This is a genomic window from Cupriavidus sp. 86D6, from assembly GCF_057815095.1.
Map to the genome: position 1 here is coordinate 107,642 of NZ_JBYPSB010000006.1, position 22,836 is coordinate 130,477.

At 66.8% G+C, this 22,836-nt stretch carries 23 protein-coding genes; 8 read left to right on the forward strand and 15 right to left on the reverse strand.

All coding sequences use genetic code 11. The annotated features are described in order from the left end of the window. Position 1: 1 nt before the first annotated feature. Genes AC3G88_RS16080 through pxpB form a run of 5 tightly spaced genes read right to left on the reverse strand, consistent with a single transcriptional unit; the run spans position 2 to position 4,189 of the window. Positions 2 to 952 (reverse strand): DUF979 domain-containing protein, encoded by a 951-nt coding sequence (locus AC3G88_RS16080; RefSeq protein WP_400394402.1) that lies wholly within the window; start codon positions 950 to 952, stop codon positions 2 to 4. A 3-nt stretch (positions 953 to 955) separates the two neighbouring features. Further along, positions 956 to 1,696 (reverse strand): DUF969 domain-containing protein, encoded by a 741-nt coding sequence (locus AC3G88_RS16085; RefSeq protein ID WP_153946172.1) that lies wholly within the window; start codon positions 1,694 to 1,696, stop codon positions 956 to 958. Between the two features lie 51 nt (positions 1,697 to 1,747). Then, the gene (pxpA, locus tag AC3G88_RS16090) at positions 1,748 to 2,488 is read right to left on the reverse strand and encodes a 5-oxoprolinase subunit PxpA (protein ID WP_092600375.1); all 741 of its coding nucleotides are present in this window, start codon (positions 2,486 to 2,488) and stop codon (positions 1,748 to 1,750) included. A gap of 34 nt (positions 2,489 to 2,522) precedes the next feature. Next, the gene (locus AC3G88_RS16095; RefSeq protein ID WP_400394404.1) at positions 2,523 to 3,542 is read right to left on the reverse strand and encodes a 5-oxoprolinase subunit C family protein; all 1,020 of its coding nucleotides are present in this window, start codon (positions 3,540 to 3,542) and stop codon (positions 2,523 to 2,525) included. Continuing rightward, positions 3,539 to 4,189, reverse strand: coding sequence for a 5-oxoprolinase subunit PxpB (pxpB, locus tag AC3G88_RS16100; protein WP_153946174.1), 651 nt, complete (start codon positions 4,187 to 4,189; stop codon positions 3,539 to 3,541). Before pxpB ends, AC3G88_RS16095 begins: the two co-directional genes overlap by 4 nt. A gap of 396 nt (positions 4,190 to 4,585) precedes the next feature. On the opposite strand from pxpB, the gene AC3G88_RS16105 reads away from it, so the two are divergent. Both AC3G88_RS16105 and AC3G88_RS16110 read left to right on the forward strand, forming a co-directional pair. Then, entirely contained in the window at positions 4,586 to 4,903 is a 318-nt protein-coding gene (locus tag AC3G88_RS16105) for a PAAR domain-containing protein (RefSeq protein ID WP_488893525.1), read from the forward strand. Beyond that, positions 4,900 to 5,268: a hypothetical protein gene (locus AC3G88_RS16110; protein ID WP_488893526.1), complete on the forward strand. Its 369-nt coding sequence runs from the start codon at positions 4,900 to 4,902 to the stop codon at positions 5,266 to 5,268. The genes AC3G88_RS16105 and AC3G88_RS16110 overlap by 4 nt, the downstream gene beginning before the upstream one ends. A gap of 55 nt (positions 5,269 to 5,323) precedes the next feature. On the opposite strand, the gene lipA is transcribed toward AC3G88_RS16110, so the two are convergent. The 3 genes from lipA to AC3G88_RS16125 all read right to left on the reverse strand — a co-directional run bounded on the left by lipA (position 5,324) and on the right by AC3G88_RS16125 (position 7,578). Continuing rightward, positions 5,324 to 6,313 (reverse strand): lipoyl synthase, encoded by a 990-nt coding sequence (gene lipA, locus AC3G88_RS16115; protein ID WP_092600383.1) that lies wholly within the window; start codon positions 6,311 to 6,313, stop codon positions 5,324 to 5,326. 65 nt (positions 6,314 to 6,378) lie between these two features. Continuing rightward, positions 6,379 to 7,098, reverse strand: a complete 720-nt coding sequence (lipB, locus tag AC3G88_RS16120; protein ID WP_488893527.1) for a lipoyl(octanoyl) transferase LipB — start codon at positions 7,096 to 7,098, stop codon at positions 6,379 to 6,381. Positions 7,099 to 7,209: 111 nt separating this feature from the next. Then, complete coding sequence (locus AC3G88_RS16125) at positions 7,210 to 7,578, reverse strand: DUF2917 domain-containing protein (RefSeq protein WP_153946177.1); 369 nt, start codon at positions 7,576 to 7,578, stop codon at positions 7,210 to 7,212. Positions 7,579 to 7,773: 195 nt separating this feature from the next. Between AC3G88_RS16125 and AC3G88_RS16130 the strand changes: the two genes are divergently transcribed. Beyond that, a complete protein-coding gene (locus AC3G88_RS16130) occupies positions 7,774 to 8,730 on the forward strand; it encodes a transcriptional regulator GcvA (protein ID WP_488771564.1) in 957 nt (318 codons plus the stop codon). Here the strand turns inward: AC3G88_RS16130 and AC3G88_RS16135 are convergent. From AC3G88_RS16135 to AC3G88_RS16165, 7 genes are all read right to left on the reverse strand, one after another. Beyond that, complete coding sequence (locus tag AC3G88_RS16135) at positions 8,727 to 9,869, reverse strand: tyrosine recombinase XerC (protein WP_488893528.1); 1,143 nt, start codon at positions 9,867 to 9,869, stop codon at positions 8,727 to 8,729. The genes AC3G88_RS16130 and AC3G88_RS16135 overlap by 4 nt on opposite strands. A gap of 16 nt (positions 9,870 to 9,885) precedes the next feature. After that, positions 9,886 to 10,557 (reverse strand): DUF484 family protein, encoded by a 672-nt coding sequence (locus tag AC3G88_RS16140; protein WP_153946180.1) that lies wholly within the window; start codon positions 10,555 to 10,557, stop codon positions 9,886 to 9,888. 63 nt (positions 10,558 to 10,620) lie between these two features. Further along, entirely contained in the window at positions 10,621 to 11,763 is a 1,143-nt protein-coding gene (gene rodA / locus AC3G88_RS16145; RefSeq protein WP_153946181.1) for a rod shape-determining protein RodA, read from the reverse strand. Positions 11,764 to 11,776: 13 nt separating this feature from the next. Continuing rightward, a complete protein-coding gene (gene mrdA, locus AC3G88_RS16150) occupies positions 11,777 to 14,158 on the reverse strand; it encodes a penicillin-binding protein 2 (RefSeq protein WP_488893529.1) in 2,382 nt (793 codons plus the stop codon). Between the two features lie 44 nt (positions 14,159 to 14,202). After that, complete coding sequence (mreD, locus tag AC3G88_RS16155) at positions 14,203 to 14,715, reverse strand: rod shape-determining protein MreD (protein WP_249640870.1); 513 nt, start codon at positions 14,713 to 14,715, stop codon at positions 14,203 to 14,205. Beyond that, positions 14,712 to 15,722 carry a rod shape-determining protein MreC gene (mreC, locus tag AC3G88_RS16160; protein ID WP_488771568.1) on the reverse strand — a complete coding sequence of 337 codons (1,011 nt, stop codon included), beginning with the start codon at positions 15,720 to 15,722 and terminating at the stop codon, positions 14,712 to 14,714. Before mreC ends, mreD begins: the two co-directional genes overlap by 4 nt. A 138-nt stretch (positions 15,723 to 15,860) precedes the next feature. Then, positions 15,861 to 16,904 (reverse strand): rod shape-determining protein, encoded by a 1,044-nt coding sequence (locus tag AC3G88_RS16165; RefSeq protein ID WP_019450345.1) that lies wholly within the window; start codon positions 16,902 to 16,904, stop codon positions 15,861 to 15,863. A gap of 841 nt (positions 16,905 to 17,745) precedes the next feature. Between AC3G88_RS16165 and gatC the strand changes: the two genes are divergently transcribed. The 5 genes from gatC (at position 17,746) to gatB (ending at position 22,755) form a co-directional block, all read left to right on the forward strand. Next, the gene (gene gatC, locus AC3G88_RS16170) at positions 17,746 to 18,045 is read left to right on the forward strand and encodes an Asp-tRNA(Asn)/Glu-tRNA(Gln) amidotransferase subunit GatC (RefSeq protein WP_092600403.1); all 300 of its coding nucleotides are present in this window, start codon (positions 17,746 to 17,748) and stop codon (positions 18,043 to 18,045) included. Positions 18,046 to 18,097: 52 nt separating this feature from the next. Continuing rightward, positions 18,098 to 19,597 carry an Asp-tRNA(Asn)/Glu-tRNA(Gln) amidotransferase subunit GatA gene (gene gatA / locus AC3G88_RS16175; protein WP_488893530.1) on the forward strand — a complete coding sequence of 500 codons (1,500 nt, stop codon included), beginning with the start codon at positions 18,098 to 18,100 and terminating at the stop codon, positions 19,595 to 19,597. Between the two features lie 38 nt (positions 19,598 to 19,635). Then, positions 19,636 to 20,106, forward strand: a complete 471-nt coding sequence (locus tag AC3G88_RS16180; protein WP_092600407.1) for a hypothetical protein — start codon at positions 19,636 to 19,638, stop codon at positions 20,104 to 20,106. A 26-nt stretch (positions 20,107 to 20,132) separates the two neighbouring features. Further along, the gene (locus AC3G88_RS16185) at positions 20,133 to 21,221 is read left to right on the forward strand and encodes a dienelactone hydrolase family protein (protein ID WP_488893531.1); all 1,089 of its coding nucleotides are present in this window, start codon (positions 20,133 to 20,135) and stop codon (positions 21,219 to 21,221) included. Between the two features lie 64 nt (positions 21,222 to 21,285). Beyond that, positions 21,286 to 22,755, forward strand: a complete 1,470-nt coding sequence (gene gatB / locus AC3G88_RS16190) for an Asp-tRNA(Asn)/Glu-tRNA(Gln) amidotransferase subunit GatB (RefSeq protein WP_488771854.1) — start codon at positions 21,286 to 21,288, stop codon at positions 22,753 to 22,755. The last annotated feature ends 81 nt before the right edge of the window (positions 22,756 to 22,836 follow it).

Consider the following 22,836-nt stretch of genomic DNA (forward strand, 5'->3'; position numbering starts at 1 on the left):
CTTACATCAGGAAGTACAGCAGGAAGATATTGGCGATCAGGATGCCAAACGCGGTGGGCAACTGCGCGCGGATCACGGCGTTCTTGTCTTCCAGTTCCAGCAGCGCGGCGGGCACGATGTTGAAGTTGGCCGCCATGGGCGTCATCAGCGTGCCGCAGTAGCCCGAGAACATGCCGATGGCCGCCATCACGGCCGGGTTCGCGTGGAACATGCCCACCAGGATCGGCACGCCTACGCCGCCTGTCATCACCGGGAACGCGGCAAAGCCGTTGCCCATGATCACCGTGAACAGCGCCATGCCCACGCAGTAGACCGTCACCGCCACGAACTTGAAGTCCATGTTGATGTACGACGTGGTCAGGTGCGCCACGGCCTTGCCCACGCCGGCATCGGCGAACACCAGGCCCAGCATGGCCAGCATCTGCGGCAGCACCAGCGCCCAGCCCAGCGCCTCGATCAGGCGGCGGGATTCGCGCATGCTCTGCGCCGGCGTGTCGCGCGTCAGCCAGCAGACCACGAACAGCGACACCAGGCAGCCGACACCCAGCGACACGAACGTGACGTTCTTCGGATCGAGCAGCGGCAGCCCGGCAATCCTGAAGTCCTTGAACAGCACCGTGCCCAGCACCGTGATCAGCGGAATCAGCAGCGCCGGAATGAACAGCTTGTTGCCCAGGCGCTGGGCGCTGGCGCGGCGCTTGTCTTCCGGCAGCGTGCCGTGCTTGCCATGGCCCACGCCGCCAAACCCGGCGATCAGCGCCATCACCACGGCACCCACGCCGACCACGGCCGGCGGGATCTTGTCGCCGATCAGGAAGATGACCGCATAGAGCAGCCAGAACAGGCCCGTGGTCAGACGGCGCGGATGCGTCTTGTCCGCGAACGTCATCAGCGCGGTGATCAGCAGGACAAAGCCGGCCAGCCAGTAGAGGTATTCGATCGAGATAATCATCGCTTACTCCCCCTTGGCCGCGGCGGCGACGGTGGCCGACGTGCCGGCCGGTTGCTTGCCGCCGAGTTCGCGGGCCAGCCAGCCATCGAGGCGCTTCAGGCGCACGGCATGGATCAGGAAGGCGCAGATCGCGGTGGGGATGCCCCACACGGCAATGTGCAGCGGCTCGACGTCGATGTTCGACGACAGCAGGAACGTGTGCATCAGCGCGATGGCACCGAACGCCACGAAGATGTCCTCGCCAAAGAACAGGCCCACGTTGTCGGTGGCCGCGCAGAAGGCCAGCACGCGCTGGCGCACCGGCTCGGGCAGGTGGCCGAAGCGGGTCTCCGCCGCGCCTTCGGCCATCGGGGCCAGCAGCGGGCGCACCATCTGCGGATGGCCGCCCAGGCTGGTCAGGCCCACGGCGGCGGTCAGCTCGCGCACGGCCAGGTAGACGATCAGCAGGCGGCCGACGGTGGCCGATGCGATGCGCGAAATCCACGCCTGCGCATGCTCGCGCAGCCCGTGGCGTTCCAGCAGGCCGATCACGGCCAGCGGCAGCAGGATGATCAGCGGCAGGTTACGTGCCTTGACGAAGGCCGTGCCGATGGCAGTGAAGATCTGCATGACCGGCATCGACGCGGCCAATCCCGTGACAATGGCGGCTGCCGCCACCACCATCATGGGATTGAACCGCAGGACGAAGCCGAGGATGATGACGCCGACCCCGAGCAGGGGCCAAAGATTGACAGCCGATTCCATGGGAAACACCTGATAACGAGTGAAGCAAAGCCTGCGCCTGACGGGGGGCCGTCAGTTGCCGGCCCGGATGGCGATGCCTTCCGCGCCGAGCCGTTCCCGGATGCGGCGCGCAAAGGCAAGCGCGTGGGCGCCGTCGCCGTGCAGACACACGGTTTCGGCGCGAATCGGTACCCAGGTGCCGTCGATCGCGCGCACCTGCTTGTCGCGAATCATCGAGAGCGTCTGGTTGAGGGCGACGTCTTCGTCGTCATGCAGCGCGCCGGGCGTGCCGCGCTTGACCAGCGTGCCGTCGGGGTTGTAGCCGCGGTCGGCGAACACTTCTTCCTTCACGCGCAGGCCCGCGTCGCGCGCCATGGTGATCATCTGGCTATTGGCCAGACCGAAGAAGACGAGGTCGGAATCGTAGTCGCGTACGGCGCGGATGATCGCGTCGCACAGCCTGGCGTCGCGCACGGCCATGTTGTACAGCGCGCCATGCGGCTTCACGTGGGCCAGCTGGCCGCCCTGCGCGCGCACCATCGCGTCGAGCGCGCCGATCTGGTACAGCACGTCGGCATAGACCGCCTCGGGGTCGCGCTGCATTTCGGTACGGCCGAAATTCTCGCGATCCGGAAAGCTCGGATGCGCGCCAATGGCCACGTTGTTGTCCAGCGCCCACTTCACGGTCTGCAGCATCGTTGCCGCATCGCCCGCGTGCCAGCCGCACGCCACGTTGGCGGAACTGATCAGCTGGATCAGGGCTTCGTCATTGCCGCAGCCTTCGCCAAGGTCGGCATTCAGGTCGATTTGCATGGGCGTTCTCCGGATGTGTGGGGCGATTTAAGGGTTATGCGACGAACCGGGTGGTCGTGCGGCGGCGCGCGGCAATCTGCAGGCCCTGGCTCTGCCAGCGCAGCGCCTGGTCGATCTGGCGCAAGTAGCGATCCACCTCGGCCTGGGCGGCGGCGGCCTCTTCGACGGTCACCTGCCGGAAGCGCACCGTGGCGCCCAGCGGCACCTGGGCCAGGCGCCACAGGTCGGCGCCGATCACGGTGCCGATCTTCGGATAGCCGCCCGTGGTCTGCGCGTCGCTCATCAGCGCGATCGGCTGGCCATTCGGCGGCACCTGCATCACGCCCGGCACCACGCCGTGCGACAGCAGATCGCCCGAACGGTCGGCGCGTCGCGCCAGCACGGGGCCCTGCAGGCGCAGGCCCATGCGATTGCTCTGCGGCGTGATGGACCAGTCCGACGACCACAGCGCCGCCTGCGATTCGGGCTCGAAATCGGGATACTCAGGGCCGGCCAGCATGCGGATCACCAGCGCATTGCCTTCGCGGTTGACGGGCAGCGCCCAGCCCGGCGCGGCCACGCCGACCCAGTCCTGCTCGGCGTCGATGCCGGGGCGGCCCACGGGCAGATGGTCGCCTTCCTTCAGCACACGGCCTTCGAAGCCGCCGAAGCTGGACTTGAGATCGGTGCTGCGCGAATGCATCACCAGCGGCACATCGATGCCGCCCGCCACGCACAGGTAGGTGCGCGAGCCACCGCGCGGCGCGGGCAGCGTCAGCGTTTCGCCACGTCGCACATCGAACGCATGCCAGGACCAGACCGGCACGCCATCGACATTCGCGCTGCACTCGGCGCCGGTCAGCGCCACGCGCATGTCTGCCTCGAAGCGCAGCGCCGCGCGGCCCAGCGTGAATTCGATGGCCGCCGCGTTTGGGTCGTTGCCCAGCAGCCGATTGCCCACCTTCAGCGCCAGCCCGTCGGCAGCGCCCGACCGGCCCACGCCAAAGCGGCGAAATCCGGTACGGCCCAGGTCTTGCACCGACGCCTGCGCGCCAGGTCGGAGGATCTCGATCACAGCAGCACCTCCTCGGCAACGAAACGCACGGTGTCGCCGGGCGCGAACAGCGATGGCGGATCGCGATCCGCCACGAACAGCTGCGCGTCGGTGTGGCCGATCAGCTGCCAGCCGCCGGGCAGTACGGCCGGATAGATGCCGGTCTGCTCGCCGCCAATGCCCACGGCACCGGCCGGCACCGCCAGGCGCGGCTCGCGGCGGCGCGGCGTGGCCAGCTCGGGCGCCATGCCGCCCATATAGGCAAAGCCAGGCTGGAATCCCAGGAAATACACCACGTATTCACCGGCGGCGTGGCGACGCACCACTTCGTGCGGCGTCAGGCCGGTATGCGCGGCCACATCGGCAATATCGGGACCGAACTCGCCGCCGTAGCGCACCGGAATCTCCACGAGCTTGCCCGTGGTGTTGCGCGTCTCGCCCGATGCCCACGCGAGCTTCAGGTTGCGCTCCAGCGCCGCCACATCGGCGGTGTCGTCAAAGGTCAGCGTGAGGTTGTTCATGCCCGGCACCACGTCCACCACGCCACGCCAGTCGGCCGCGCGTTCGGCCATGGCCCAGATGCGGCGCTGAACTTCCAGCGAGGCTGGCGGCGCGACGCTGTAGAGCAGCGCCTGTTCGGCCAGACGGTGAACGGAGCATTGAGGCATGGACGGGCTCGCTGGTTGGAGGCGGGGCTTCGTTCCCTGCAGTGTAGGCACCGCACGGACCGCGACATGGCTCGCCAATGAACCCGATGTGACTCAATCGAATTTCATCAACGATTTATCGATAAATTCATCATATCGAAACATGGCAATGCCCGGCACTCGGGGTAGACCCTAGGTAGTTATGCACCGTTAGCGGCAATTTCGCACCAAAATCGGATCAATATGACGGATGAAGCGCTAGCACTGAAAGTTCGTTGAAAGGCGATCAGAAGACATCCAGCTGCGGGACGGAAGGCCCGGTCGTTTTTGACCCCGGGCAAACGACGGCGAACCTGAGACGACCGCCCCGGATGGCGCTGCTAGATTGGCCGTCGCTTCTAACCCAAGGGGAACGCGATGATCCGATGCAATCTGGTGGAGGGAGACCAGTCGAGCGCCAACGGCGTGACGCTGGAAGGGATGCCGCAGGACACCATCAACGGCAAGCGCATGGCATTTTTGGGTGCCAGGGTCTATTGCCCCACGTGCAGGACTACCGGGCAGATTGTCGGGGTGGGACCGCGGCATCCGAGCGACTTTATGACCAGTCCATTGGGAGCGATTTACACAATGGGGCGATGGGCAGGCATACGCACCGCCTTCGTGCCGTTCACGAATATCGGTGACTCGGATCTCGGTGCTTCCGGTGAAATATTGTTCTGGGAAATCAAGTGAAGCGCCTACTGATCATTGCCGCAGGATTTCTCGGCGGCCTGGCTCTCACGTGGATATGTCTGTACGTTTTCAGCCGCCTCGACTGGCCCGTAACATGGTCAACCGCCAGAGACAAGAAAAGCGGTTGCTGGGGCCTCGAACACTGCGCCAATCCCCCGGCAACGGTTTATGTCTATCTGGTGCTATTTCTACTATGGCCCGCCATATACTTTTCCACGATCAACGGTCTTGCGTATCGCAAGTGGTCATTAAAGAACTGGGCGTGGTCGACGGGTATAGGAGGCCTGCTAGCGATGGCATTTTATTATCTGTCATACGCGTGGCCGGGCGTCATCGCGTACTTGACGAATGCTCTTTCTCTTTGAGTGAATCAGGACGCCGCCCTGCGTTTCGACGCGCAAAGGGCGGCGGCCAATTCAATCAGGCAAACCCCGCCTGATGCGCCTGCTGGTCGGCGTGGTACGAGCTGCGGACCATGGCGCCCACGGCGGCGTGGGTGAAGCCCATCTTGTAGGCCTCTTCCTCGAACATCTTGAACGTGTCCGGATGCACGTAGCGCATCACCGGCAGGTGGTGGTTCGACGGGGCCAGGTACTGGCCGATGGTCAGCATGTCGATGTCGTGCGCGCGCATGTCGCGCATGACTTCCAGGATTTCCTCGTCGGTCTCGCCCAGGCCCACCATCAGGCCCGACTTCGTGGCGACGTCCGGGTTGCGGCGCTTGAATTCCTGCAGCAGCTTCAGCGAGTGCGCGTAGTCGGCGCCTGGGCGGGCCTGCTTGTACAGGCGCGGCACCGTTTCCATGTTGTGGTTCATCACGTCGGGCGGCGCCGTCAGCAGGATGTCCAGCGCCTTGTCCAGGCGGCCACGGAAGTCGGGCACCAGCACTTCGATGCGGGTGTTGGGCGACAGCGCGCGCGTCTGCGAGATGCAGTCCACATAGTGCTGGGCGCCCCCGTCACGCAGGTCGTCACGGTCCACGCTGGTGATCACCACGTAGTTCAGCTTGAGCTGGGCGATGGTGCGCGCCAGGTTGCCGGGTTCATTCACGTCGAGCGGGTCCGGGCGGCCGTGGCCCACGTCGCAGAACGGGCAGCGGCGCGTGCACTTGTCGCCCATGATCATGAACGTGGCCGTGCCCTTGCCGAAGCATTCGCCGATGTTCGGGCAGCTGGCTTCCTCGCACACGGTGACCAGGTTGTTGGCGCGCAGGATGTCCTTGATCTCGTAGAAGCGCGAGTTGCCGGTGGCGGCCTTGACGCGAATCCAGTCCGGCTTCTTGAGCTTTTCGGCCGGCACAATCTTGATGGGGATGCGTGCGGTCTTCTCGGCCGACTTCTGCTTCTTCGTGGCGTCGTATTCAGGCGTTTGCGGGGCTTCGCTGGACGTGGCGATCAGGGCGTCGCTCATACTGTTCTCCGCACGCGCAGCCGCGTGCATGTTTGGCGTTGATTCGGGGCCGGGCGTGCCACGGTTCAGGCAGCCTCGGCAGCGGCATTCCCGTGGGCCTGTGCGCGCGCCTCGCGTGCGGTCAGGACCTCGCACAGGGCCGCCGCCAGGCGTTGTGCGATTGCGGGTTGTTGTGCCGCGGTGACGGGCAGCGGGCCGGCATCGTGCGCCGCCACGAAGGTGGCGCCCGCAGTGGCCATGTCGACCGTTTCCAGTCCGGCATAGCCGCAGGGGTTGATGCGCAGGAACGGGTCCAGGTCCATCTGCACGTTCAGGCTGACACCGTGGTAGCTGCAGCCGTTGCGGATCTTGAGGCCGAGCGCGGCAATCTTGGCGCCCCGGTGCGGACCCTCGGACAGATAGATGCCGGGCGCGCCGGGCTTGCGTTCGGCTGCGAGATTATACGCCGCGAGCGTGTCCAGCACGGCCTGCTCGATGTCGTTGACCAGCTCGCGCACCATGAGGTGCCGGCGCCGCAAATCGAGCAGCAGGTAGGCCACGACCTGGCCGGGTCCGTGATAAGTGATCTGGCCGCCACGGTCGATCTTCACGACCGGGATCGCGTCGTCGGGGGCCAGCAGGTGTGCGGGGTCTCCGGCCTGCCCGAGCGTATAGACTGGCGGGTGTTCGACCAGCCAGATCTGGTCGGGCGTCTCGGGCGTGCGGGCGGCGGTGAATGCCCGCATCGCGTCGAAACAGGGCTCGTACGGCTGGCGGCCCTGATCGATGACTTGGATCGGATGCATGCCCGAGAGTGTAACGAAAAGGGCCGGTCTGCGCTGAGGCAGACCGGCCCTGTTTTCGGTCAAGTCTTGTCCGGCGGCGGCCATACGCGCCTCAGCCGCCGCGCCGCCGGGTCATGAGGCGTGGATCTTGTCCTGCCCCGGCGTCCATTCCGTGCCTCGAACCAACCGCCGCACGGCGCGCAGCACCAGGTGCGGCAGGTCGGCCAGGGTCAGCACCGGCCGCCGGGCCTCGGCAATCAGTGCCAGCCGCACCGGGCCCTTGGCGCGGGGGTCCACGCTGAGCACGATCTCGTCGCCGCGACGCAACAGCAGACTTCCGCCACAGCGCAGCCAGTAATCCTCGGAATCATTCTCGCGGGTCACCCATACATCGACACCCTTGGCATCTTCCACAAACAGGCGCTGGGCGGCATGCACCGACAGCGGGGCAACCTCGCCGGGGCTCAGCGTAAAGACGGTCGTTGTGAGTAGGGCTTTCATGATGGCTTCTCCGTGAGTCCGGGGGCCCACCGTGTTGTCGGCGTCGCCGGAACTGGCTTGGTCATTGGACCAGCACAGTTCAGGGCTTTGTTTGGCGGGGTCCGGTGAAGTGAATTCTAGTGATGACCCCGCCGCTGGCAAAACGATATATATTCTTGGGTCTTGTTAGCTCATCTCACATAGACGAGGTCCATCATGGTCTGGAGCGGCGCCTGGAACCCGGACGATCCCCGTAGCTGGAAACGCGAATTTCCGCGCCTGCCGGCCCTGGCCGCCTTGCGCACGTTCGAGGCGGCCGCCCGCCACGAGAGCTTCTCGCGGGCTGCCGCGGAACTGTTCGTCACCCATGGCGCCGTCAGCCACCAGATCCGGGCGCTGGAGGAAGAGCTGGGCCAGCCGCTGTTCGAGCGGCGCGGCAAGCGCGTTATGCTGACCGCCAACGGCCGGCTCTATGCCGAGCGCGTGCGCGACGCGCTGCTGCAGATTGCCGACGCCACGCGCGCCCTTCAGGCCGGCAACCGCGAAAAGCGGCTGACCATCAGCACCATGCCGTCGTTCGCCGCGCGCTGGCTCACGCCGCGCATCGGCAGCTTCATCGAGCAGCATCCGGAATTCGACGTGGAACTGCTGTCGTCGAACTCGCTCGTGGATTTTGCCAATGAAGAGGTGGACGTGGCGCTGCGCATGGGCGGTGGCCAGTACCCGGGTCTCTACGTCGAACGCCTGCTGGACGATGTGTTCTTTCCCGTCTGCAGCCCCAGCTTCAATGGCGGGCGCCTGCCCGAGCAGCCCGCGCACATGGCCGGCATGCCGCTGCTGCGCGGCGAGGGCGATCCATGGAAGCCCTGGTTCGAGGCGGCCGGACTGGCCTGGTCCGAGCCGACCAAGGGCCTGATGATGCAGGACTCGTCGCTGCTGCTGCAGGCGGCGGCCGAGGGCCAGGGCATTGCGCTGATCCGGTCGTCCCTGGCCTATAACGACCTGCTGTCGGGCCGCGTGGTGCGCCTGTTCGACGTGAGCATTCCGTGCCCGTGGTTGCTGCATTTCGTCTGCACCCATGCCAGCCTGGCCACGCCGAAGGTGCAGGCCTTCCGGAATTGGCTGCTGCCCGAGATGGAGCGGTTCCGGAACATTCTTTCGCAATGGACCTAGCGGTCCGGGGCGTCGGTGCTGTCGGTGCTGTCGGTGCCGCCGGCCCCGTCCCGCTCATCGGCCCCCGCTGGCGCTGATCCGGGTACGCCTTTCTTCTTCCGGCCCGCCCGGGGATGGGCCTGGTCGTAGACCTTGGCCAGGTGCTGGAAGTCGAGCGACGTGTAGACCTGCGTGGTGGTGATGCTCACGTGGCCCAGCATCTCCTGCACCGCGCGCAGGTCGCCCGACGATTGCAGGACATGCGTGGCAAACGAGTGCCGCAGCATATGCGGATGCACATTGGCCGGCACGCCGGCTGCCAGCGCCTGCTGCTTGATCCGCGTCTGTACCGTACTGCCCGACAACCGCCTGCCGCGCGTGCCCAGGAACAGCGCGTGCTGGTCCTCCGGCAAGGCGCCGGGCCGCAGCAGTGTCTCGCGTACCGCAAGCCAGGCCTTCAGCGCCTCCATCGCCTTGCTGCCCACCGGCACGGTCCGCCTGCGCGATCCCTTGCCGATCACCGTGACCTCGGCACCCGCCAGGTCGAGCCAGCCCGCCGACCGGTACTCGCCTTCTTCGGAATAGCGCACGTCGAGCTGGATCAGCTCCGACAGCCGCAGCCCGCTGGAATAGAACAGTTCGAAAACGGCCTGGTCGCGGATGGCTTCGGCCGTGTCGCCGCGCCGGTGCGCCACCAGCGCCACGGCGTGTTCCACCGACAGCGCCTTGGGCAGCGGCTGCCCGCGCTTGGGCGCCCGCACCCCATCCACCGGATTGGCGGTCACGCCATGGCCATGCCGCGCCGCCCACAGAAAGAAACCGCGCCAGCCGGACAGCGTGCGCGCGATGGTGCGCGCCGACAGGCCGCTGCCGTGCAGCCGCGCGGCGAAGGATCGGATATGTCTGGTTTCCAGCGACAGCAGCGGCACGCCAGCGGCAAAGCGCGAGGCGGATTCCTGCAGCACGGACAGATCGCGCGCGTAGCTGGTCAGCGTGTGGTCGGCCAGCTTGCGATTGGTGGCCAGCCAGTCCAGGTAGCGCAGCACCAGTGGATCGGGAACTGGCTTTTCCGCCACGGCGGCGGCCGTGGTGGCCGGTGTGGACGATGTGCCCGGTGTGTCCGTCACGGCATCACCCTTGCCCGGCTGGCGTTTGCGCATGGCGGAACAGCGAGATTTAGTCGCGCAGGCGGTTCAGGGCGGCGCCGGCCACTTCGCCGATCTGCCCCAGGTAAGCGGTGCCCATGCCTTCATGGAAGCGGCGCGGCTCGGGCGAACCCAGCACCAGCAGGCCGAACGCGGCGCCGGGGCCATCGTCGCCGGGGCGGGCCGGCACGCGCAGCGTCACCATGGCCAGCGACGCGATATCGTCGCGCTCCAGCAGGCTGGCGGCCTCGAAGCCGCTGTTGGCGCCGCAGTACGGTGCGCGCAGGCCTTCGGCAAACAGGCGCAGGTCGTCGCTGGCGCCCTGCGCCACTTCGATGTGGGCAAACGCTTCGCCCACGTTCCACAGGCGCAGCGCCACGGCCGGCACATCGAATACCTGCTGCAAGCCGTCCTGCACCGCGTACGGCAGCGCGTGCGAATCGGCCTCGGCCAGCAGGCGCAGCTGCCAGGCGTGCATGCGCTGCTGCGTGCGGTCGTTCTCGTGGCCGTGCCGAACCAGGTCGGCCAGCTTTAGTTCCAGCCCCTTGTTCTTCTCGCGCAGGATTTCCATCTGGCGCTCCTGCAGCGACACGGCCCGGTGGCTGTGCGGACTGGTCAGTTGCACCGTGGCCAGCAGTTCGGCATGGTCCTCAAAGAACTGCGGGTTGCTTTGCAGATAAGCGGCGACGTCCTGGGCGTTCATAAGCTTTTACCGATTCCATTTTTTCGGTTGGCAGTGTAGCAAAGTGACGTTGGCGCGAGCGGGTCAGGTCTGGATGAGCCGCTTCTGTCGCGAAATGCTCATCAGGATGCCGATCCCCATGCCCAGCGTCACCAGCGCGGTACCACCGTAACTCAACAGCGGCAGCGGCACGCCCACCACGGGCAGGATCCCGCTCACCATGCCCATGTTCACGAAGGCGTAGGTGAAGAAGATCAGCGTGATCGAGCCGGCCAGCAGCCGCGAGAACAATGTCGGCGCGTTGGCCGCAATATAAAGCCCGCGGAAGATCAGCAACAGATACAGCACCAGCAGCACGGCATTGCCGATCAGCCCGAATTCCTCCGAAAACACCGCGAAGATGAAGTCGGTGTGCTTTTCGGGGATGAACTCCAGGTGCGTCTGCGTACCCTTGAGCCAGCCCTTGCCGGTGACGCCGCCCGAGCCGATCGCGATGATCGACTGGATGGTATGGAAGCCCTTGCCCAGCGGGTCGGTGGTCGGGTCCAGCAGCGTGCACACGCGGTGCTGCTGGTAATCGTGCAGGATCGGCCAGCTCACGCCCGGCGCGCAGATCTGGCTTTCATAGCTGATCAGCAGCGTGATCGCCACGACGCCCAGGCCCAGCAGCGGCAGGATGATCTTCCACGACAGCCCGGCGAAATAGATCACGTACAGGCCGGCGGCCAGCACCAGCAGGCCGGTGCCCAGGTCGGGCTGCTTGGCGATCAGGCCCACCGGCACACCCAGGATGATCAGCGCCACGACGAAGTCGAACCACCGGATCACCCCTTCCCGCTTCTGGAAGTACCACGCCAGCATCAGCGGCATCGAGATCTTCATGATCTCCGATGGCTGGATCACCATGCCCACGTTGAGCCAGCGGCGCGCCCCCTTGCGGATCAGGCCGAACATGGCCACCGCGATCAGCAGCGCCACCCCGACCGTATAGAGCGGCACGGCGATCCGCATCAGCAGCTGGGTCGGCATGTAGGCAATCACGATCATCACGACGTACGACAGCAGGATGTTGCGCAGCTGGTCTTCCACGCGGCCCGGCATGTCGATCGCGGCCGAATACAGCGCCACGATGCCCGTGGCGAACAGCAGGAAGACGATCAGCGCCAGCGGCTTGTCGAAGCCGGTCAGGGCGGTCTTGATCGTCGATGCGACGCGGCGTTTGTCCATGGCGCGTCTCCTTTTACTCTGAAACGGGTTTCTTGCCGGCTGCGTCGGCCTGGGCAAGGTTGGCGGTCCTGGCCGGTCTGGTGCGCGGTGCCGGGGCCGGTGCCGATGCCGGTGTGACGTGCGGCGGCGGTGCCTTGGGCGCCGATGCCGGCGGCTTGCTGTGGCCCAGCGCCTGCAGCATGCGGTCGTCGAGCGTGACCACTGCCGATGCCGGCGCGATAGCGGCCGGATCGAGCTGCGTGGCGATCGACTCGGATGCGCCAGTCGCCCGCGCCGCAGGCACCGGCACGGACGCCCCGGCCACGGCGCTGGCCCCCGGTGCGCTGGCGGCAGCCTCGGCGCCCGAGGCGGCCGCGACGGCAGCCGGTGCGGTCTGCATCACGGTGGCGGTTGCCGCGTTGGCGGTGTCGCCCGTGGTGAACACGCTGGGCGTATCCACCGGCGGCCGGTTGCCGGCGCGCAGCGCCTCTTCGGGCGGGGGCGCGGTGGCCTGCAGTTCCTCGGGCCACTTGCGCAGCAGGTAATAGTCCATCACCTTGCGGGCGATCGGGGCGGCCACGGCGGCACCGAAGCCGGCGTTCTCCACGATCAGCGCCAGCGCAATCTTCGGATGGTCGGCCGGCGCGAACGCCGTGTACAGCGAGTGGTCGCGCTTGCGTTCGTCGATCGCGTGGTGGTTGTACTTCTCGTTCTTGCCCAGCGTATAGGTCTGGGCCGTGCCGGTCTTGCCCGCCGACTCGTACGCCGCGCCGGCAAACACCCGGGCCGCCGTGCCGTTGTGGGTCACCGCCACCATGGCACGCTTGATCACGTCGATATCGGCCTGCTTGAACGGCAGCCGGTAGCTTTCCTTGGGCACGGTCAGCGTGCGCTTGCGGTTGACCGAATCCTCGACGGCCTTCACCAGGTGAGGCTTCATCGCCACGCCGTTGTTGACCAGGATCGACACCGCATTGGCCAGCTGCAGGATCGTGAAGCTGTTGTAGCCCTGGCCGATGCCCAGCGAGATGGTCTCGCCGTCATACCACTTCTGCTGCTCGGGCTTGCGGTAGGCCTTGCGCTTCCACTCGGTGGACGGCAGGATGCCGCGGCTTTCGCCCTCGATGTCGATGCCCGTGATCTGGCCGAAGCCCAGCGGCTTCATGAAGTCGTGGATCGCATTGACACCCATGTCGCGCGCCAGTGCGTAGTAATAGGTATCGCACGACTGCACGATCGACGCCTGCATGTCCACCCAGCCATGACCTCCCGGCTTGTCGTCGCGGAACGTGTGGTTGCCCAGCGTGAAGAAGCCCGGATCGTGCATGCCCCAGGCCGCCGTGCGCTTGCCCGTGGTCAGTGCCGCCAGCGCCATGAACGGCTTGTACGTCGAGCCCGGCGGATAGGTGCCGCGCAGGGGCCGGTTCAGCAGCGGCTTGTCCGGCGATCCGTTGAGCTCGTCCCAGGTCTTGGAATCGATCCCCTCGACGAACAGGTTCGGATCGAAGGTCGGCTTCGAGACGAAGGCCAGGATGTCGCCGGTTTCCGGCTCGATGGCCACCAGCGCACCGCGGCGGTCGCCGAATAGCTGTTCCGCCAATTGCTGCAGACGGATGTCGAGCGACAGGATCAGGTTGTTGCCCGGCGTGGCCGGCGACGTGGACAAAGTACGAATCGGACGGCCACCGGCGCTGACTTCCACTTCCTCGAAGCCGGTCAGCCCGTGCAGTTCGGTCTCGTAGCTCTGCTCCAGGCCGATCTTGCCGATGTAGTTGGTGCCCTTGTAGTTGTCGATATCCTTGCGCGGATCGTACTTGGCGGGGTCGGCGTCGTTGGCCTCGTCCATCGCCTCGATCCGCTCCTGGTCGCGCTGCGAGATGCGGCCCAGGTAGCCCACCACGTGGCTGGCCGACTCGCCCAGCGGGTACTGGCGGAACAGGCGCGCACGCACGTCCACCCCGGGAAAGCGGAAACGCTGCGCCGAGAACTTGGCCACTTCCTCGTCGGTCAGCTGGCTGCGGATGGGCAGGCTTTCAAAGCTGCGCGATTCTTCCAGCAGGCGTTTGAAACGGCGGCGGTCGCGCGGCTGGATATCCACCAGCCTGGCCAGTTCGTCGATCGTGTTGTCGAGCGTATCGGTCAGCTTGGACGGCGTCACTTCCAGCGTGTACGCGGAATAGTTGCGCGCCAGGATCACCCCGTTGCGGTCCATGATGATGCCGCGGTTCGGCTCGATCGGCGCCACGGAGATGCGGTTGTCCTCGGCCTTGGCCGAGTACTGGTCGTGCTTGTACCACTGCAGCCACAGGAAGCGGGAGAGCAGCAGGCCAAAGCAGATGACCGTGAACAGGGCTGCCGCCGCCACGCGGATGCGGAAGCGGCCGATTTCCAGTTCGACGTTGCGGATTTCGGTCATGGCGGTACTGCGGGCGGCGTGGCGGTGTCAGGGAGGATGAAGGGCTAGATCGGACGTGTTTCGTCGATGTCGGCCGAGCGGCGCTGGGGCGCCAGCAGCAATGCGGTGGCCATCGGCCAGAGCACGGCTTCGATCAGCGGCGCCACCAGAAGTTGCCAGCCCGGCAGCGGCGCGCCCATCGCCAGGCGGATCACCACCGGCACGGCATGGGTGATGAACAGCAGCGGCATCACATGCAGCGCCTGCGTGTAGACCGAAAACCACAGCACGCGGCGGTGGATCGTGATCGCAAAGTACGCCAGCAGCGTATAGGCCAGCGCGTGTTCGCCCAGCAGCCGCGCATCGTGCACGTCCATCAGCAGGCCTAGCAGAAACGCCACGCCCATGCCCACCTTGCGCGGCTGGTGGATGTTCCAGAACACCAGCACCAGGGCCACCATGTCGGGGATCCACAGCGTGGTGCCCCAGGGCATCAGGTTCCACAGGAAGGCCAGCACGAAGGTCAGCGTGATGAACGCGGGATTGACCGGTCGCAGCAGGTATTGGGATGTCGTCACTGGGAACGCTCCGGGGATTTCTGCTTGTCGGTGGCCTTGTCCGTGGCCTTGTCGGCAGGCTTGTCGGCCGCCTTGTCAGCCGCCTTCTGCTCGGCACCGGCGCGGGCCGCGGCCGATCGGGCGCCCTTCTCGGCCTTGGTCGGGGCGGCTTCTTCCTGCGGGCGCGGGCCCAGGCCGGACTCGTAGCGCACCACCAGCAGCTGGCGATGCGAGCGCACGCCGGCCACCGGTTCGCAGTACACCCGCGAGAACGCGGTGTCCGCCTTGCGCTCGATCTGGACGATCTTCGCCACCGGCAGGCCCGGCGGATAGGTGCCGTCCAGCCCGGACGTCACGAGCAGGTCGCCCTGCTGCAGGTCGGCCGACGCGGCCATGAAGCGCAGGTCCAGCAGCCCGGCACGCGAGCCGCCGAAAGCCACGCTGCGCAGGCCGTTGCGCACCACCTGGACGGGAATCGCCTGGTCCTTGTCGGTCAGCAGCGTCACTTCGGACTGGAACGGCGACACGCGCGTGACCTGGCCGATCACGCCGCGTTCGTCGATCACCGGGTAGCCGGCGCGCAGGCCGTGCGCGCTGCCATGGTCGATGACGATGCGCTGGCTGTACGGGTCGCGGGCGTCGTAGAGAATTTCGGCCGCCGTGACCGGCGTGGCCGACTGCTGCTGCAGGTTCAGCAGCTTGCGCAGCTGGTTGTTCTCGGCTTCGAGCTGGGCCTGGCGCACGGACGCATTGGCCTGCTCCACCGCGCTGCGGCGCAGTTCGCGGTTTTCATTGGTCAGCGTGACCGACGACTGGGCGTAGTCAAGGACGCCGCGCAGCGCGTCGCGCGGCACCAGCACCAGGCGTTCCACGGGCATGAGGACGGTGGCGGCCACCTGGCGCGCGACGCGCATGGCGTCAAAGCGCGCATCGACAATCAGCAGCGCCAGCGCGATCGCCACGAAGATGACCAGGCGTGCAACGGCAGATGTGCCTTGCTTGAAGAGCGGCGGTGGAGAGTAATCCATTTACCGGTGCGCAGGCGAAACCATTCCGCCAGCGCGTCCGCCCGCCCCTTGGTGGGCATGGCGGTCCGGGCTGGCGGGGGAAGACATCAAAGGTCGCGGGGACGGGGCGACGCAGGCCACCACGGTCCCTGCCTCGTATTACTCGTAGGAGAAGATGCTGCCGAGCTTGTCCATGCGCTCCAGCGCCATGCCCGAGCCGCGCACCACGCAGGTCAGCGGATCTTCGGCCACCAGCACCGGCAGGCCGGTTTCCTCGGCCAGCAGGCGGTCCAGGTCGCGCAGCAGTGCGCCGCCGCCGGTCAGCATCATGCCGCGTTCGGCAATGTCGGCGCCCAGTTCGGGCGGGGTCTGTTCCAGCGCGATCTTCACGGCCGACACGATCTGGTTCAGCGGATCGGTCAGGGCTTCGAGGATTTCGTTGGACGACACGGTGAAGGCGCGCGGGATACCCTCGGACAGGTTGCGGCCCTTCACTTCCATTTCGCGGACTTCGGAGCCCGGGAAGGCCGAGCCGATTTCCTTCTTGATCGCTTCGGCGGTCTGCTCGCCGATCAGCATGCCGTAGTTGCGGCGGATGTAGTTGACGATCGCTTCGTCGAACTTGTCGCCGCCCACGCGCACCGAACCCTTGTAGACCATGCCGCCCAGCGAGATGATGCCCACCTCGGTGGTGCCGCCGCCGATATCGACGACCATCGAGCCCGACGGCTCCGACACCGGCAGCCCGGCGCCGATCGCGGCCGACATCGGCTCCTCGATCAGGTACACCTGGCTCGCGCCGGCGCCCAGTGCCGATTCGCGGATGGCGCGGCGTTCCACCTGGGTGGAACCGCACGGCACGCAGATGATGATGCGCGGGCTCGGACGCAGCAGCTTGGTGTCATGCACCATCTTGATGAACTGCTTGAGCATCTGCTCGGTCACGGTGAAGTCGGCGATCACGCCGTCCTTCATCGGGCGGATGGCCTCGATGTTGCCAGGCACCTTGCCCAGCATCTGCTTGGCTTCCTTGCCCACCGCCGTAATCGTTTTCTTGGCGTTGGGACCGCCTTCCTGACGGATGGCCACGACCGACGGCTCGTCCAGGACGATGCCCTTGTCGCGCATGTAGATCAGGGTGTTGGCGGTGCCCAGGTCGATGGCCAGGTCGTTGGAGAAATAGCTGCGGAGAAATCCGAACATCAGGAATCCTGTCTTCTGTTGGTTCGCGGGTATGCGAAGCGGCCGGTGCCTGTAGCGGCCCGGCCACGAATACGTTTGCAAGGGTGATGGTTCACGGCTCCCCCGGTGCGTGCGGCTGCCGCCGGCACAAGCCGGCGCGCCCCGGTACCCCTGGCGCGGACAAGCCCCGGTGCGCCAGCGGGAATCCGCTTCGCCGGCGCATGCCTGCACGCCGGACCTACGGGAACCTTTGATTAGACTCTGCGCGAAAGTTCGCGGACAGATGCGCGGGACAGGGCAGGAACACGCCTGACGTGTGGCAGTAGCCTAATCGGAGGAACCAGTTTCCTACGACTGAAAATACGATGAAAACGGGCCGCTAATCCGCGGCGTTGCCCTGATGCTGGCACATTACTGTTGCATGGTTGCGACGCCGGCCATGGTATGCCGCCCGATCCAGCCCCTTGGCACCCCGGCGATTGGCGCCCGGAACCCGGTTCTGGATGCTGCGACTGTGCCGACGGCATCACCACCCGCCCGCTTTGCCGCAACCCAAGTGGCGCGCGCGTTGCGGGAAGACAGCAGCGCGTAATGATACCTTATAATTCATGCTGTTTCGGGGCGTTTGGACCCTGAAAAACTTGTAACTTCGACGATCCTGGGGTGCCCCCCGGGCGCACCAGTCCGGCACGCCTTGGCCACCCCGCCAGACGCCGGGCCCATGGCGCCCTTCCAGGCGCCCCGACGGCCACCCGACGACGGTTGGGTGGACGCCGGTTCCGAACCGGCGTCCGCTCCCTCGCCCGGCCGCAACATCTCCAGTCCGCAGGACTGAATCCGGCGAGAAGCGCCGCACCACGCCATGGCTCTCGAACTTTCCGACGTCAAGCGCATCGCGCACCTGGCCCGCATCGAAACCAGCGATGCCGAGGCCGAGCACACGCTTGTGCAGCTGAACAACTTTTTCTCCCTGGTCGAGCAGATGCAGGCGGTGGACACCACCGGCATCGAGCCGCTGGCCCATCCGCTGTCGGCCGTGCGCGACATCGCCCAGCGCCTGCGCGACGACGCCGTGACCGAGTCCGACCGCCGCGCGGACTACCAGCGCCCCGCCCCGGCCACCGAGAACGGCCTGTACCTGGTGCCCAAGGTCATCGAGTGACGGCAGCGCGCTGCCCTGCCTTGTCGCCCATCCAGACGCCATCCGACCCGATATGACCTTTTCCGCTGATCACCAGACCTCGCTGCGCCAGATTGCCGATGCGCTGGCCGCCCGTTCCGTGTCCGCCGAGGAACTCGCCCGCGATTACCTGGCCCGCATCGACGCCGCCAGGCACCTCAATGCCTTTGTCGACGTCAACCCCGACCTGACGCTGGCCCAGGCCCGCGCCGCCGACGAGCGCCGCGCCAACGGCCAGGCCACGCCGCTGACCGGCGTGCCCATCGCCCACAAGGACGTCTTCGTGACGCGCGGCTGGAAGTCCACCGCCGGCTCGAAGATGCTGGCCAACTACGAAAGCCCGTTCGACGCCACCGTGGTGGAACGCCTGGGCGCGGCCGGCATGGTCACGCTGGGCAAGACCAACATGGACGAATTCGCGATGGGTTCGTCCAACGAGAACGCGTACCAGGGCGCCGTGCGCAACCCGTGGGACACCAACCGCGTGCCGGGCGGCTCGTCGGGCGGCTCGGCCGCCGCCGTGGCCGCGGGCCTGGCGCCGGCCGCCACCGGCACTGACACCGGTGGGTCGATCCGCCAGCCGGCATCGTTCTCCGGCATCACCGGCATCAAGCCGACGTATGGCCGGGTGTCGCGCTACGGCATGATCGCGTTCGCGTCGTCGCTGGACCAGGGCGGCCCGATGGCCCATACGGCCGAGGACTGCGCGATGCTGCTCAACGGCATGGCAGGCTTCGATCCAAAGGATTCCACCAGCCTGACCCCGGAACTGGGCGGCGTGGACGAGGACTTCACGCGCCTGCTGGGCCAGCCGCGCGCCGGCGCCACCGCCGACAAGCCGCTGGCCGGCCTGCGTATCGGCCTGCCGCGCGAGTATTTCGGCAAGGGCCTGTCCGCCGATGTGGAAAAGACCGTGCGCGCCGCGCTGGCCGAGTATGAAAAGCTTGGCGCCACGCTGGTGGACGTGTCGCTGCCCAAGACCGAGCTGTCGATCCCGGTGTACTACATCATCGCGCCGGCCGAGGCTTCGTCGAACCTGTCGCGCTTCGACGGCGTGCGCTACGGCCACCGGGCGGCCGAGTACCGCGACCTGCTCGACATGTACAAGAAGAGCCGCGCCGAAGGCTTCGGCCCCGAGGTGAAGCGCCGCATCATGGTGGGCACGTACGTGCTGTCGCACGGTTATTACGATGCTTACTACCTGCAGGCGCAGAAGATCCGCCGCATCATCGCCGACGATTTCCAGCGCGCGTTTGCCGAGTGCGACGTGATCATGGGCCCGGTGGCGCCCAGCGTGGCCTGGAAGCTGGGCGAGAAGACCGCCGACCCGGTGCAGATGTACCTGGCCGATATCTTCACGCTGTCCACCAGCCTGGCCGGCCTGCCCGGCATGAGCGTGCCGGCCGGCTTTGGCGACGGCAACATGCCCGTGGGCCTGCAGATCATCGGCAACTACTTTGACGAAGCGCGCCTGCTGCAGGTGGCCCACGCGTTCCAGCAGGCCACCGACTGGCACCTGCGCCGTCCGGCCTGATGGCTCATACGCCAAACCGCCCACTGCCCCGAGCCATCATGCGCATGCACGCCCTGCCCCGCATCCCGCTGAGACTGGCCGCCGCCCTGGCGGTGGCCGTGACGCTGGCCGGCTGCCAGATTCCGTTCGCTGGCCGCTCCACGCCCATCGCGGCGCGCGACATCGACCTGGCTGGCAACTGCCAGCGCACCGAGGAAGACGGCTTCCGCGAGGACGCGCAGCTGCGCGTGGCCGACAACACCGTGCAGCAGCTGCAGTGGAAGCTGTGGGTGGGCAAGCGTGGCTCGTGCAGCTTCAACCTGGCCGATTTCCGCCAGGTGCGCAAGACGCCTCATATCGAGCTGCGCGCCAACGACGGCAGCGCCTGCAAGCTGATGGTCTGGCAGGACCCGCGCCGCGTCACGCTGGCGCACGCAAGCTGCCAGTCGCACTGCACACCCGGCATCTATGAAGAGGCGTGGCCCGTGATGTTCGAACCGGGCACCGGCGAATGCGCGCGCACGCGCTGACCCCGGGCTGAATTCGTCGATCGACCATGCCACGCCTGTTCCCGCCCACCTTGCCGCCGAAGGCCTCGCCGCTGGTTCCGACCACGGTGGGCCGCTGGCTGCGCGGGACGCTGGCCGGCGTGGCGGTGGTGGCGGCGCTGATGCCGGCCGCACCGGCCCAGCCGGCGGTGTCGATGGCACCGCTGTCGCCGCCGTCGCCCTTGACCGCCCCGGTCGGCCCGGCCAGCGCCGCCGTTGTGGCAGCGCCGGCCACCGCGACCGAACCGGCCACCGCGCGGGTGCGGCTGCCCGCCGATCCGGGATCGCCGGCGCTGACCGCCTACTGGTTCATGCCGCGCGAGGGCACCGTGGCCCGCAGCCAGCCGCTGCCCGTGGTGGTGGCGCTGCACGGCTGCGGCGGCCTGGTCGACATGAAGGTGGCGGCCAGGCGCGCCGGCACGATCGAGGAAGTGATCGATCCGGCGGCCGGCCTGCAGGCCCGCTATCGCGAGTACGCACACTGGCTGACCGAGCGCGGCTACGCCGTGCTGATGCCCGACAGTTTCAGCGCGCGCGGCAAGGCCCAGGGCATTTGCACGGAATCGTTCGACGCACGATCGATTGACGACAAGACGCGCCGTGCCGACGCCCTCGCCGCGCTGCGCTGGGTGGCAAGGCAGCCGGGCATCGACACGCGCCGCATCGTGCTGCTGGGCTGGTCCAACGGCGCGCAGGCGGTGCTGGCCACCATCGACGCCAGCCGGCCCTGGCCCGCCGATGCGCCGAACGTGGACCGCGCCGTGGCGTTCTACCCGGGCTGCAAGCGCGCCGTGCAGCAGCACGATTTCCGGCTGCGCTCGCCGTTGCTGCTGATGATCGGCGGCGCCGACGACTGGACGCCCGCCACGCGTTGCGCAATGCTGCAGAACGCGGTGCAAAGCCGGCAGCCCAAGGCCCGTTTCCGCCTGGAAATCTATCCGGGCGCGTACCATGGCTTCGACGGCACCAGCGAGCTGCACGTACGGCGCGACGTCGCCGCCCGCAATGGCTCAGGGGTCACCGTCGGGGGCGACGCCGTGGCGCGCGTGGCCGCGCTGGCCCAACTCGACTCATGGCTGACGAGTTCCGCCCCCTGACGACACAGACAGCGCAGGGCCTGGAATTCGGCAACCGAAGCAACCTATACAGAAAAGCACTCAGATTAGGAAAACCGCCATGCAATGGGAAGTGGTGATCGGCCTGGAGACGCACGCACAGCTCTCCACGGCCTCCAAGATTTTCTCCGGCGCCTCCACCGCGTTCGGTGCCGAGGCCAATACGCAGGCCTGCCCCGTGGACCTGGCGCTGCCGGGCGTGCTGCCCGTGCTCAACAAGGGTGCCGTCGAGCGCGCCATCCAGTTCGGCCTGTCGATCGACGCGAAGATCGCGCCGCGCAGCATCTTTGCGCGCAAGAATTACTTCTACCCCGACCTGCCCAAGGGTTACCAGATCAGCCAGTACGAGATCCCGGTGGTGCAGGGGGGGCAGATCACGGTGCAGGTGGAAGGCAAGCAGGGCGTCTACGAGAAGACCATCAACCTGACGCGCGCCCACCTGGAAGAAGACGCCGGCAAGTCGCTGCACGAGGACTTCGCTGGCATGACCGGCATCGACCTGAACCGTGCCGGCACGCCGCTGCTGGAAATCGTGACCGAGCCCGACATGCGCAGTTCGGCCGAAGCCGTGGCCTATGCGAAGGCGCTCCATTCGCTGGTGGTGTGGCTGGGCATCTGCGACGGCAACATGCAGGAAGGCAGCTTCCGCTGCGACGCCAACGTGTCCGTGCGTCCGGTGGGCCAGGAGAAGTTCGGCACGCGGCGCGAGATCAAGAACCTGAACTCGTTCCGCTTCCTGCAGCAGGCCATCGACTATGAAGTGCAATGGCAGATTGCCGAGATCGAGGATGGCCGCGAGATCGTCCAGGCGACGGTGCTGTTCGACCCGGACACCGGCGAGACGCGCGCGATGCGCACCAAGGAAGACGCGCACGACTACCGTTACTTCCCCGACCCGGACCTGATGCCGCTGGAAATCGACGCGGCCTGGATCGACCGCGTGAAGGGCGCGCTGCCGGAGCTGCCGGCCGCCATGCAGGCACGCTTTGTGTCGCAATACGGGTTGTCCGCCTACGATGCGAGCACCATCACCGCAACCAAGGCCCTGGCCAGCTACTTCGAGGCCGTGGTCAAGGAAGTGGGTGCCGCCAGCGCCAAGCCCGCCGCCAACTGGCTGATGGGCGAAATCGCATCGCAACTGAACCGCGACGGCATCACGATCGACGCCGCGCCAGTGAGCCCGGCTCAACTGGCGAAACTGCTATCGCGCATTGCCGATGGCACGGTATCGAACAACACGGCCAAGAAGGATGTGTTTCCGGCGATGTGGGCCGGCGAATCGGACGGCGACGCCGACGCGATCATCGCGGCCAAGGGCCTGAAGCAGATGTCCGACACGGGTGAACTGGAAAAGATCATCGACGACGTGCTGGCCGCGAACGCCAAGTCGGTCGACGAATTCCGCGCCGGCAAGGAAAAGGCGTTCAATGCGCTGGTGGGCCAGGCCATGAAGGCCACCAAGGGCAAGGCCAACCCGGCCCAGGTCAATGAACTGCTGAAGAAGAAGCTGGGCTGATCGCCGATTCGCTCCTGTTCTAAAGAAACGGCCACGTGCTTTCCACGTGGCCGTTTTTTTCGCCCCGATCAGCGGGCGGCG